The organism is Nocardia sp. NRRL S-836 (assembly GCF_001279525.1).
In the GTDB taxonomy this organism is placed as follows: domain Bacteria; phylum Actinomycetota; class Actinomycetes; order Mycobacteriales; family Pseudonocardiaceae; genus Lentzea.
The window spans coordinates 1-12,180 of the sequence record NZ_LGDY01000141.1; the positions used below are offsets into that span (position 1 = coordinate 1).

The following is a 12,180-nucleotide window of genomic DNA, read 5'->3' on the forward strand; positions in this document are numbered from 1 at the left end:
GCCCGGCCGATCCCTACCAGGATATCGCCCCGCCCTCAAAGTCAAGCCCCAATCGCAGGTCAAAGGGCTTGTCACCGCTACCGATCGAGGGAAGGTAGACACGCCTCGCTTCGCTCGACGGGTGTGGGGTGCCAGAGGTAAGGGAGGGTCGTCTCGCTCCGCTCGATACGGCTCGCCGTGCCTGGCGGCAGCTCGACACCTTGCCGCAGTCGATGAGTATGCCGCGCGAGGTCGGCTCGATGCGGCTCGCCTTGCCACGCCCGGCGAGGCTCGGCCAGGCCGACCCGGCGGGTCCGCGTGGTCCGGCGAGGTCCGAAACTGTCAGACCCCATGAGTACGTTCGGTCGCGGGGGAACCAAAACCGAAGGGGACCCCTGCGCAAGCCTGCCGGTGAAGCGGAGACGGGTGCGGCCACAGCCGCACCTCAACAATTCCCCAACATCAGCCCACCGCTCCGCCCCCACGCCGCGCCGCTCATCCAGCCGCGGCAGTCAGCCCGCGGACCGCCCGCCCAGCGGACGTCCGCCCAGCGAACAGCCAGCCGCAGCCCACCCCAGGCAACAGCCTCAGTGCAGCCCGACCGTGAACCCTTCATCGATCACCCCGCGGTAGATCTGCGGCGCGAACGTCCGCAGCGCCTGGTCGATCGGCGCGATCATCGGTGCCGAGTCGCCGAGCGGGAGCCGGTACCCGTTCTGCACGCGGTGGAACTCCCACAGGGGTTCCATCGTCGGGTGCGCGGGGCGGAAGCGGGCCGGGTCGCGGGGGTGCAGGTCGACGCGGACCAGGGTGCGGCGGACCAGGGCGTCGGCCAGTTCCACGGCGCGTTCGCGGGTGCGGGAGATCGAGATGGCGGCGAGGTCCTGCCAGGCGACGGCCCAGGGGGTGCCCTGCGGGTCGTCGAGGCGGATGCCCTGCTGTTCGATGACGAGTTTGCGGGGGCGCGAGATGGTTTTGAACTTCACCAGGGCCATGACGCCGATGAACGTGAAGGCGAGGCCGATGACGCCCGCGATGGAGCCGCCGACCGGTTCGCCGTCGGCGAAGGCGGTCACGGCGCCGATCAGGGCCAGGATTCCGAGGCCTCCGGCCAGTGAGCCGCCGAGCAGGACTTTGCGGGTGTCGCTCTTGCCGAGGTCGATGACGACAGGTGCAGGCGCTCCCCAAGCGGTCATGGCCGCAGATTACCGCTGATCAACTGCTCGGCGGCGGCGAACGGGTCCAGCTCGCCCGCCACCACGCGCTTCGCGAGGGCGTCGGCCGGACCGAGGCGGGTGCGCACGCGGTCGACGGCGATCGCCTCGATCTCGGCGGCCGCGCGGCGTAGACGGCGGTCGTGGAGTTCGCCGTGCTCGACCATCCACGAGCAGTGTGCGTCGATCGCTTCGACCACGGCGTCGAGGCCTTCCGAGCGGGCGGCCACGGTCTTCAGCACGGGTGGGCGCCACAGCGGGCCGGTGCGGTCGCGGCGGCCCAGGGAGATCATGTACTTCAGGTCGCGGGCGGTCTGGTCGGCGCCGTCGCGGTCGGCCTTGTTCACCACGAACACGTCGGCGATCTCCAGGATGCCGGCCTTCGCGGCCTGGATGCCGTCGCCCATGCCCGGTGCGAGCAGCACCAGGGTGGTGTCGGCCAGTGCCACGACCTCGATCTCGGACTGGCCGACGCCGACGGTCTCCACGAGGACCACGTCGAAACCGGCCGCGTCGAGCACGCGCAGGGCCTGCGGGGTGGCCCACGACAGGCCGCCGAGGTGGCCGCGGGTGGCCATCGAACGGATGAACACGCCCGGATCCGTCGCGTGGTCGCCCATCCGGACGCGGTCACCGAGCAGCGCGCCGCCGGAGAACGGGCTCGACGGGTCCACGGCGATCACCGCCACCCGCTTGCCCGCCGAGCGGAAAGCGCGCACCAGGGCGTTGGTGGAGGTCGACTTGCCGACGCCGGGCGCGCCGGTGATGCCGACGACCTGGGCGTTGCCGGTGAACGGGGCGAGCAGCGCCGCCACCTCGGGCAGCGCGGAGCTGCCCTGTTCCACCAGCGAGATCAGCCTGGCGACCGCGCGCGGTTCACCGTCACGCGCGCGGTCGACCAGTCCCGTTACGTCAACGGCCTCGGCCACAAACGCGAACCTAGGCCTTCGCGGGCACGCGGAGGATCAGCGCGTCGCCCTGGCCGCCGCCACCGCACAGAGCGGCCGCGCCCACGCCGCCGCCGCGCCGCTGCAGCTCCAGTGCGAGGTGCAGGGCGATGCGGGCGCCGGACATGCCGATCGGGTGGCCCAGGGCGATGGCCCCGCCGTTGACGTTGACCTTGTCCTCGGAGATCCCGAGCTGACGCGTCGACACGATGCCGACCGCCGCGAACGCCTCGTTGATCTCGACCAGGTCGAGGTCGGCGGGCGAGATGCCCTCCTTGGCGCACGCGGCCTTGATGGCGTTGGACGGCTGCTCGTGCAGCGAGGCGTCGGGGCCGGCGACGACGCCGTGCGCGCCGATCTCCGCGATCCACTCCAGGCCCAGCTCCTCGGCCTTGGCCTTGCTCATCACCACGACGGCGGCCGCGCCGTCGGAGATCTGCGACGCCGAGCCGGCGGTGATGGTGCCGTCCGCGGCGAACGCGGGGCGCAGCTTGGCCAGCGACTCGGCGGTGGTGTCGGCGCGCACGCCCTCGTCCGTGCTGAACACGACCGGGTCGCCCTTGCGCTGCGGGATCTCGACCGGCGCGATCTCGGCGGCGAACACGCCGTTCTCGGCGGCCTTCGCGGCGAGCTGGTGCGAACGCGCGGAGAACGCGTCCTGCTCCTCGCGGGTCACGTTGTAGCGGCCGTTGTGCTTCTCGGTCGACGAGCCCATCGCGACCTGGTCGAAAGCGCAGAACAGACCGTCGTGCGCCATGTGGTCCTGCATCTGCACGTCGCCGTACTTGAACCCACCGCGCGACTTCGGCAGCAGGTGCGGCGCCTGGGTCATCGACTCCTGGCCACCGGCGACCACGACGTCGAACTCACCGGCGCGGATCAGCTGGTCGGCCAGCGCGATCGCGTCGATGCCGGACAGGCACACCTTGTTGATGGTCAGCGCGGGCACGCTCATCGGGATCCCCGCCGCGACCGCGGCCTGGCGCGCCGGGATCTGGCCCGCGCCCGCCGTGAGCACCTGGCCCATGATCACGTACTGCACCTGCTCGGGAGCCACGCCCGCGCGTTCCAGTGCCGCCTTGATCGCGACGCCACCCAGCTGGGCGCCGGAGAAGTCCTTGAGCGATCCGAGCAGTCGACCCATCGGGGTGCGCGCCCCGGCGACGATGACGGAACCGGACACAGCTGCCTCCATGGAAGAGCGAACGGTCGTTAACTGAGCACCATACCCGCGGCTACTCTGCGGTAACGCTGTGAGACCTCGCACAGGGGCACCTGCACCGATCGAGTCGATACCCTTCGCTCCCATGAACGCAGAACTCGCTCGATTCGTGACCGCGATCGACCACGTGGGCATCGCGGTACCTGACCTCGACGTCGCGATCGCGTTCTACCGCGACAACTTCGGCCTCGAGGTCGCCCACGAGGAGGTCAACGAGGAGCAGGGCGTGCGCGAGGCGATGCTGCACGCGCCCGGCGACCACGACGGCACCGCGATCCAGCTGCTCGCGCCGCTGAACGAGGACTCGACGATCGCCAAGTTCATCGGCCGCAGCGGTCCCGGCCTGCAGCAGCTCGCCTACCGGGTGTCCGATGTGGACGTCGCGGCGGACGCGCTGCGGGCGAAGGGCCTGCGGCTGCTCTACGACGCCGCCAAGCGCGGCACGGCGAACAGCCGGGTCAACTTCGTGCACCCGAAGGACGCCGGCGGTGTGCTCATCGAGCTGGTCGAGCCCGCGGCGGTGCGGCACTAGCGGCACAGGCGCTCGTCGGGCCTTTCCGGGTGGGATCCCTCACACGCGTGATTCTGAATCGGTTACTGCTGAGTAACCTCCGGCAACCTGCGACGATCCCTCACTAGGGAAGGAATGCCGCCGTGCAGAAGATCCTTGACGCGATCCTGGCCGACGAGCTGGACGCGATCGGTTCCCTGGACGTTCCGGAGAGCTATCGGGGCGTGACCGTGCACGCGGACGAGGCCGACATGTTCTCCGGCCTCGAGACGCGGGACAAAGACCCGCGCAAGTCCCTGCACGTCGACGAGGTCGCCACGCCGGAGCTCGGTCCGGGTGAGGCGCTGGTCGCCGTCATGGCCTCCGCGATCAACTACAACACCGTCTGGACCTCGATCTTCGAGCCGGTGTCCACGTTCGGCTTCCTCAAGAAGCTGGGTGGCCGCCACGACCTGCCCTACCACGTCGTGGGGTCGGACCTGGCCGGTGTCGTCGTGCGCGTCGGTCCGGGCGTCACGGCGTGGAAGCCGGGTGACCGCGTGGTCGCGCACTGCCTGGACGTGCCGCTGGAGGCGCCGGACGGGCACAACGACACGATGCTCGACCCGCAGCAGCGGATCTGGGGCTTCGAGACGAACTTCGGCGGTCTCGCGGACCTCGCGCTGGTGAAGTCGAACCAGCTGATGCCGATGCCCAGGCACCTGAGCTGGGAGGAGGCCGCCTCCCCCGGCCTGGTCAACTCCACCGCGTACCGGCAGCTGGTGTCGACCAACGGCGCGAACATGAAGCAGGGCGACACGGTCCTGATCTGGGGCGCCTCCGGTGGCCTCGGTTCCTACGCCACGCAGTTCGCGCTCAACGGCGGCGCGACGCCGGTCTGCGTCGTCTCCTCGCCGGAGAAGGCGGAGATCGTCCGGTCCATGGGCGCGGAGCTGATCATCGACCGGTCCGCCGAGGGGTACCGGTTCTGGAAGAACGAGCACGAGCAGGACCCGCGGGAGTGGAAGCGGTTCGGCGCGAAGATCCGCGAGCTGACCGGCGGCGAGGACCCGGACATCGTGTTCGAGCACCCCGGCCGTGAGACGTTCGGTGCGTCCGTCTTCGTCGCGCGCAAGGGCGGCAAGATCGTGACGTGTGCCTCGACCTCGGGGTACATGCACCAGTACGACAACCGCTACCTGTGGATGAACCTCAAGCACATCCTGTCCTCGCACTTCGCGAACTACCGCGAGGCCTGGGAGGCGAACCGCTTGATCGCCAAGGGAAAGATCCACCCGACGGTGTCCAAGGTGTACTCAATGGACGAAACGGGCCAGGCCGCCTACGACGTCCACCGCAACCTGCACCAGGGCAAGGTCGGCGTGCTGTGCCTTGCCCCGGAAGAGGGTCTGGGTGTCCTCGATCACGAGATGCGTGCGAAGCACCTCACGGCTATCAACCGATTCCGGGGTGTGTGACCTTCCGAAGGCACTCGAACGGGTAGCGTGAGGGGCATGGGCCCCCTCGCCGACGACCGTGACCTCGTCCCTCTGGGATCCGGATTCGACATCGTCAAGCGCGGTTACGACCGCGCCCAGGTCGAGGACCACCTCGAACGCCTCGACTCGGACCTGCGGCTGCTGGCCGCGGACCGCGATGCCGCCGTCTCCCAGACGTCCGACCTCGCACGCCAGCTGGAAGCCGCACGCTCGGAGATGACCGAGCTGCGCAACCAGGTGGAGCGCCTGTCGCTGCCGCCGACGACGCTGGAGGGGCTTTCCGAGCGCCTCCAGCGCATGCTGCGGCTGGCGCAGGACGAGGCGAACGAGATCAAGGCCCGTGCCGAAGCGGAGGGCGGGCACATCCGCGCCAAGGCGGAAGCCGACGCGGGTGTGCTCCGCCAGCGCTACGAGAAGCTGATCCAGGAGCTCGACGAGCGCCGCGCGGCCATGGAGGCCGAGCACAAGGGCGTCCTGGAGACGGCGCGCGCCGAGGCCGAGAAGATCGTCTCCGAGGCGGAGGCGGCGGCCCGCAAGATCGCCGACGAGTCCGAGCAGCGCCGCGTGACCGTCGAGGAGGACTTCGAGATCGCGATGGCCGCCCGCCGCTCGGAGGCCATGGCGACGCTCGCCACCCAGGAGGCCAACTCCAAGGCCGAGGCCGACCGCCGGGTGCGCGAGGCCACCGAGGAGGCCGCGCGGATCCGTGCCGCCGTGGCGCAGGAGCAGGCCACGTCGAAGGCGGAGGCCGAACGCCGCGTCCGCGAGGCCACCGAAGAGGCCAACCGCCGCCGCCACGACTCGATCACCGAGGCGACCGCGCGCATCCAGGAGGCCACGGACGAGGCGAACCGCCGCGTGCGCGAGGCCACCGAGGAGGCGAACCGCCGCACCACGGCCGCCACGCAGCGCGTCGACCAGCTCCGCAACCTGCGCAACCGCCTGTCGCACCAGCTGCACGGCGTGCGGGCGGCGCTGGAGGACGTCGTGCCGCTGCTCGACCCGATCGAGGAGCAGCCGGAACCGGCCGCGACCGTTCCCGCACAGCCCGCCGCCGCCGACGCACCGGCCCCGCAGCAGGCAGCACCCGCCCAGGCGCAGGCCGCACCGGCTCAGGCGCAGGCACAGGCCGCTGCTCCCGCGCAGGCGGCACCGGCCCCACAGGCCCAGGCTCCGCAGGCCCAGGCTCCGCAGACTCCCCAGGCTTCACAGGCCCGGCCCGTCGCTCCCCAGACGCAGGCCGCCCAGAACCAGTCGGCGCAGAACCAAGCGGCGCAGAACAAGCCAGCTCCGAAGCAGCCTGCCAAGAACCAGCCTGCGCAGCAGAAGGCGGCACCGACCCAGGCCGCGCAGCCGCAGACCGTGCCGCAGCCACCGGCCACGCCTGCACCGTCCACGCCCGCACCGACCACGGTTGTACCGGCCACGCAGCAGGCGGCCCAGCAGCAGGCGGCTCCGGCCAAGGCCGCGCAGGTGGACGGCCCGACGACGAAGGTGGCGCGCCCCCAGCCGGCGAAGAAGTCCTGACAGCGCAACAGCGCGAGAGCGGCCGCGACTCCACCGGAGTCGCGGCCGTTCCTCGTTCGGAGCACGGAACCGTTGCGCCATCTGGGGTTTCACGATCACGGCGACCGGCCTGACGGTGCGCTGGACCGATCACTGTTTCGATCCCGATGGCGAAGCTCACGGCGCCCGCCCAGGCCCGGGGTGGCATAGTCGCCCGCAAGTTACTCGTTGGTAGCCCACGCTCTACCTCGCAGGGAGGCTGTAGTGGCGCGCGAAATCAACACCGTCGGAGTCGTCGGCTTCGGAACGATGGGGGCGGGCATCGCGGAGGTACTCGCACGCACCGGCCTGGCCGTGCGGGCGGTGGACGTCGACGCGGCCGGCCTCGAACGCGGCCTCGGGCACCTGGAGCACTCGACCGAGCGGGCCGTGCGCCGCGAGAAGCTGACCGAGGCCGAGAAGACCGAGCTGCACGGCCGGATCACGACCTCGCTCGCGCTCGCGGACCTCGCCGACTGCGACCTGGTGATCGAGGCGGTGCCGGAGAGCATCGAGCTCAAGGCGGGCATCTTCCGCGAGCTCGACCAGATCCTGAAGCCCGAGGCGATCATCGCCTCGAACACGTCGTCGTTGTCGATCACCGAGATCGGCGTGCACACCGGGCGGCCGGGCAAGGTCGTCGGCCTGCACTTCTTCAACCCCACGCAGGTGCTGAAGCTGGTCGAGGTCGTGCGCACGGTCGTCACCGAGGCCGACGTGATCGCGGACGTGGTCGCGTTCGTGCAGCGGCTGGGCAAGTCTCCGGTCGTGATCGGCGACCGCGCCGGGTTCATCGCGAACGCGCTGCTCTTCCCGTACCTCAACCACGCGGTGAAGATGCTGGAGTCGAGGTACGCGACGCGGGAGGACCTCGACGCCGCGATGCGTTACGGCTGCGGCTACCCGATGGGCCCGCTGGCGTTGCTGGACCTCATCGGTCTCGACACCGCCTACGAGATCCTCGACACGATGTACCACCAGTCGCGCAACCGGCTGCACGCACCGGCGCCGCTGCTCAAGCAGATGATCACCGCGGGCCTGCTGGGCCGGAAGTCCGGGCGCGGCTTCTACACCTACGACGGCCCCGACTCGCCGAACGTGGTCGCCGACGCGCAGACGCCGTCCACTGTGGACAGCGCGGTGCCCGCGCGCGAGGTGCAGCGGGTCGGCGTGATCGGCACCGGCACGATGGCCACCGGCATCGCCGAGGTGTTCGCCAAGCGCGGCTACGACGTGGTGCTGCGCGCCCGCGCCCTGGACAAGGCCGAGAAGGCGATCGGGGCGGTGCGCAAGTCGCTGGAGCGCGCCGTGGCCAAGGGCAAGCTCAGCGAGGCCGACCGGGACGCGGCGCTGGCGCGCATCACGCCGGCCGTGGAGTTCGTCGAGCTCGCCGACTGCGACCTGGTGGTCGAGGCGGTCGCCGAGGAGATCGGCATCAAGAAGGAGGTCTTCGCGGCGCTGGACGAGGTGTGCAAGCCCGGCGCGGTGCTCGCGACGACCACGTCCTCGCTGCCGGTCATCGAGGTCGCCGCGGCCACGTCCCGCCCCGCCGACGTCGTGGGCCTGCACTTCTTCAACCCGGCGCAGGTCATGAAGCTGGTGGAGGTCGTCGAGACGATCTCCACGAGCGCCGACGTCGTGGCGACCGCCCGCAAGATCTGCCTCGACCTGGGCAAGCATCCGGTGCACTGCGGTGACGTCGCGGGTTTCATCGTGAACGCGCTGCTCTTCCCGTACCTCAACGACGCGGTGAAGATGCTGGAGGCCCACTACGCGGAGGCCGACGACATCGACAACGCGATGAAGGTCGGCTGCGGCCTGCCGATGGGCCCGTTCGCACTGCTGGACGTCGTGGGCCTGGACGTGTCGCTGGCGATCGAGCGCACGCTGTACCTGGAGTTCCGCGAACCCGGTTTCGCGCCGGCGCCGTTGCTGGAACACCTGGTCACGGCGGGCCGGCTCGGCCGCAAGACCGGCAAGGGCTTCCGCGACTACTCGTGAACGCGTGGTGCTAACAGGGGCACCATGCCGGACATGGCATGGTGGTGCCATGCGTCGACTGGTGCTCCTGTTGGCTGTCCTCGTGCTCGTCTCCGGCTGTGCCGGGAAGACGGTCGAGGGCAGTCCGAAGGCGCAGGACTCGCTCGACGCGGCCTCGCCGTTCGACCAGGAGTCCACCCCGCCCTCCGACGAGCCCGACCCATCGCAGGAACCGGACACCTCGCCGATCGACGGTGAGGTGCAGGGCGTGTGCGCCGTGCTGAAGTGGACGGACCTGCCCTACCCCGGCGCCAAGGCGGACACGCCGCCCACGCAGATCAACTACGACTCGACGTTCGACCAGTCGTGCCGCTGGACGACGAAGATCGACAACGCCGAGGTCGGCGTCTCCCTGCGCTTCCGCGAGGGCAAGCAGATCACGATCGAGCGCACCACCGGCGACTACGACGTCAACGGCAAGAAGGTCACCTACCTCGACCGCTCCGACGACCCCGAGGTGCAGCCGTCGTGCGTGCTCGCCGCGCCCTACGACGGCGGCGGGCTCGGCATCATCGTGATCGACCCGACCGGGAAGTTCGGCGGCGTCTGCGAGCAGGGCCGCAAGGTCGCCGAGATCATGCTGTCCCGGTCACCGTCCTAACCGCAGCAGCCCCCGCCGCAGCAGCCACCGCCACCGCCCTGTTCCTTCGCGGTACCACCGATCCCGGCCATGGACAGCAGCTTCACGGTGTCCGCGTGACCGCCGGGACAGCTCGCGGGCGCTGACGCCTCGCTCATCGGACGCTTCAACTCGAAGGTGTCGCCGCACGTTCGGCAACGGAACTCGTAGGTCGGCACGCCCCGATTCTACGAGCGGTTACCGTGTGGCCGTGCCACGCCGCAACAGCCCCAAGCCGGAAGAACACCGCCCACTGGGTGGCGGCGTCGGCTGGGCGAGGGCAGAGCGCGGACCGGACGGCGAGGACTACCTGGTTCGCGCGATCTCCGGCACGCAGGCCCAGAAGACCTACCGCTGCCCCGGCTGCGACCACGAGATCCGCCCCGGCACACCACACGTGGTGGCGTGGCCCGCGCACGAGGCCGGCTCGACGGAGGAACGCCGCCACTGGCACCAGGGCTGCTGGAACTCCCGCGGCCGGCGCGGGCCGACGTCACGCCGGTTCTAGCGGCCGGGGTCCGGGTCGACGCGGCGGTTCTGGAGCGGCGATTCGAGCGACCGACGCCGGTCGGGGCGGCGGTTGCGGATGCCGGCTTGGGTTCACGCGTCCGCTCTGGCGGTCGGCCCGCAGGCCACGCGCGGGTTCTGGCGGCTGTCTCTGGGGCCACGCCCCCGTTCTGGCGGCTTGACCCGGCGACGCGCCGGTTCCGGCGGCCAACCCTTGGTCACGTATCCATTCCGGCGGCCAGTCGTGCGCCACGCACCCATTCCGGCCGCCGACCCCAGGCCACGAACCCATTCCGGCGGCCAACCCTGGGCCACGCGCGGTTTGGCAGCCAGCCCCGGTCACGCACCGGGTCCCACACGCCAGCGCCATGCCATGCGGCGATTCGAGCGACCGTTCGCGATCCACGCGGAGGTTCCAGCGGCTGTCCCTGGGCAAGGCGTTAGGCCGTCGATCGGCGCCGGTTCCAGAGGCCGCCCCACGGCAACACACCGGCCGTCGGCCGGTTCCAGGGGGCCAACCCAGGGCCACACGCCAGCCCCAGCGGCCACCCTGGGCAACGCATTGGGCCATCGACCGGCGCCGGAGCCGGGGCAACACCGGGCCACGCTGCGATTCCAGCCACCGGCCTCGGTGCGTGCGCCCGTTCCAGCAACCAGCGCTGGTCCGTGCACCCGTTCCGGCGCCCGGTGCCGGTCCACGGGCCGGTTCCTAGAGTCCGACCTGGACCCGCCAGCGTTCCAGCCGGGCGCGGAACTCCTCCGGGCGTTCGACCGGCGGCAGGTGCCCGGCGTCCTCGATGCGTTCGCTGGTGCTGTGCTTCAGCGTCACCGCGAGCTTCGCGGCCACGTCCGGCGGCGTGAGCCGGTCGTGCTCGCCGACCAGCACCAGCGACGGCACGTCCAGCGTCTCCAGCACCTCGGTCGAGTCGGGGCGCCGGGCCATCGCGCGCTGCCACCAGGCGACGTCCTCCGCGCGCTGGCCGAGGATCATGTCCCTGGTCAGCGCCTTCGCGTCGGCGGAGGCGTCCGGGCCGAGCAGGTTCGGCAGCATCGCGTCCACGAGCCACTCGCCGACGCCCTCGCGTTCGACCCGGTCCGCCATCGCGTGCCGGTTCGCGGCCGCTTCCTCGGTGTCCGCGGTGTGCTTGGTGTCGACGAAGACCAGGCCCTTGACCCGTTCCGGCGCGATCCGCAGCAACGCCATCGCCACGTACCCGCCCATCGAGCACCCGCCCAGCAGGAACTGGTCGAGCCCGTCCAGCTCGTCGAGCACGGCCCGCGCGAGCGTCGTCAGGTCCGGTTCGCCTGTGCCGCGCAGCGAGGGCGTCCGTGCGCCCGGCACGTCCCACATGCGCGCGTCGAGCGGGAAGGCGTGCAACAGCACGAGGTCATCCATCGATCCACTCCGGGGCCAGCACCGACCACACCTCCATGTCGTGACGCACACCGCGGTAGAGGTAGTGCTGCCGCAGCACGCCGTCCCTGGTCATGCCCAGCCGCCGCGCCACCGCGATGCTCGGCGCGTTGGCCGACGACGCCAACCACTCAACCCGATGCACGCCGCGCTCGCGAATCGCCCAGTCGATGACCAGCCGCGCCGCCCGCGTGACCAGCCCCTTGCCCACCGCCGACGGCTCCAGCCAGCAACCGGCCTCCGCGGTGCCCTGGCGCAGGTCCATCACACGGAACAGCACCCCGCCGACCAGCCGGCCCGCCAGCCAGATGCCGTAGATGCGCCCGGTGTCGGTCTTCGCCTTCTCCGCGTAGTTCGCGAGGTACACCCTCGCGGCCTCGACGTCGGGCACCGCGTCCGGCAGCGCGATGTACTGCCCGATGAACTCACGCCCGCGCTCGATGTTCGCGAAGAACTCGGGCGCGTGCCACGGCTCCAACGGCCGCAGCTCCGCACCGTCGTCACCCAGCGGCCTGCTGAACATCCACTGCCCCCATGTCTCAAGATCAGCCCAGGGGGCACGCTACCCCGCCGCCAGGACGTGTCACGGCGTGTCCGAGGCGTTCGTGTCAGTACGACGGGCTCTGAATGCCCGCTGGGCCGCAACACCGCCGAGAGGTGCAGCAGCCTCGGACAACGACGCGGCCCGGCCACCGCTACGACAG

The 12,180-nt window shown here is 70.9% G+C and carries 12 protein-coding genes; 6 read left to right on the plus strand and 6 right to left on the minus strand.

Annotated features, from left to right (window positions below; translation table 11 throughout):
• Positions 1-566 precede the first annotated feature (566 nt).
• The 3 genes from ADL03_RS38770 to ADL03_RS38780 are packed head-to-tail and all read right to left on the minus strand — an operon-like array spanning position 567 to position 3,323.
• Complete coding sequence (locus tag ADL03_RS38770) at positions 567-1,175, minus strand: hypothetical protein (protein ID WP_053738633.1); 609 nt, start codon at positions 1,173-1,175, stop codon at positions 567-569.
• Positions 1,172-2,122 (minus strand): methylmalonyl Co-A mutase-associated GTPase MeaB, encoded by a 951-nt coding sequence (meaB, locus tag ADL03_RS38775; protein ID WP_053738634.1) that lies wholly within the window; start codon positions 2,120-2,122, stop codon positions 1,172-1,174. Before meaB ends, ADL03_RS38770 begins: the two co-directional genes overlap by 4 nt.
• Before the next feature lie 10 nt (positions 2,123-2,132).
• Positions 2,133-3,323, minus strand: a complete 1,191-nt coding sequence (locus tag ADL03_RS38780) for an acetyl-CoA C-acetyltransferase (RefSeq protein ID WP_053738635.1) — start codon at positions 3,321-3,323, stop codon at positions 2,133-2,135.
• Positions 3,324-3,447: 124 nt separating this feature from the next.
• Here ADL03_RS38780 and mce point away from each other — a divergent pair, with 124 nt between their 5' ends.
• From mce to ADL03_RS38805, 5 genes are all read left to right on the plus strand, one after another.
• A complete protein-coding gene (gene mce, locus ADL03_RS38785; RefSeq protein ID WP_053738636.1) occupies positions 3,448-3,894 on the plus strand; it encodes a methylmalonyl-CoA epimerase in 447 nt (148 codons plus the stop codon).
• Between the two features lie 122 nt (positions 3,895-4,016).
• Positions 4,017-5,330, plus strand: coding sequence for a crotonyl-CoA carboxylase/reductase (gene ccrA / locus ADL03_RS38790; RefSeq protein ID WP_053738637.1), 1,314 nt, complete (start codon positions 4,017-4,019; stop codon positions 5,328-5,330).
• A gap of 36 nt (positions 5,331-5,366) precedes the next feature.
• Complete coding sequence (locus tag ADL03_RS38795) at positions 5,367-6,878, plus strand: chromosome segregation protein (protein WP_053738638.1); 1,512 nt, start codon at positions 5,367-5,369, stop codon at positions 6,876-6,878.
• A 243-nt stretch (positions 6,879-7,121) separates the two neighbouring features.
• Positions 7,122-8,897, plus strand: coding sequence for a 3-hydroxybutyryl-CoA dehydrogenase (locus ADL03_RS50940; protein WP_053738639.1), 1,776 nt, complete (start codon positions 7,122-7,124; stop codon positions 8,895-8,897).
• A gap of 49 nt (positions 8,898-8,946) precedes the next feature.
• Positions 8,947-9,537, plus strand: a complete 591-nt coding sequence (locus ADL03_RS38805) for a DUF3558 family protein (RefSeq protein ID WP_063798854.1) — start codon at positions 8,947-8,949, stop codon at positions 9,535-9,537.
• Here ADL03_RS38805 and ADL03_RS46185 read toward each other — a convergent pair.
• Positions 9,534-9,734: a zinc ribbon domain-containing protein gene (locus ADL03_RS46185; protein ID WP_082373858.1), complete on the minus strand. Its 201-nt coding sequence runs from the start codon at positions 9,732-9,734 to the stop codon at positions 9,534-9,536. The genes ADL03_RS38805 and ADL03_RS46185 overlap by 4 nt on opposite strands.
• Positions 9,735-9,766: 32 nt before the next feature.
• On the opposite strand from ADL03_RS46185, the gene ADL03_RS38810 reads away from it, so the two are divergent.
• Positions 9,767-10,063, plus strand: a complete 297-nt coding sequence (locus ADL03_RS38810; protein ID WP_053738663.1) for a hypothetical protein — start codon at positions 9,767-9,769, stop codon at positions 10,061-10,063.
• A 708-nt stretch (positions 10,064-10,771) separates the two neighbouring features.
• Here ADL03_RS38810 and ADL03_RS38815 read toward each other — a convergent pair.
• Positions 10,772-11,458, minus strand: a complete 687-nt coding sequence (locus ADL03_RS38815; RefSeq protein WP_053738641.1) for an alpha/beta fold hydrolase — start codon at positions 11,456-11,458, stop codon at positions 10,772-10,774.
• Positions 11,451-11,999, minus strand: a complete 549-nt coding sequence (locus tag ADL03_RS38820; RefSeq protein WP_053738642.1) for a GNAT family N-acetyltransferase — start codon at positions 11,997-11,999, stop codon at positions 11,451-11,453. Before ADL03_RS38820 ends, ADL03_RS38815 begins: the two co-directional genes overlap by 8 nt.
• Between the last annotated feature and the right edge of the window lie 181 nt (positions 12,000-12,180).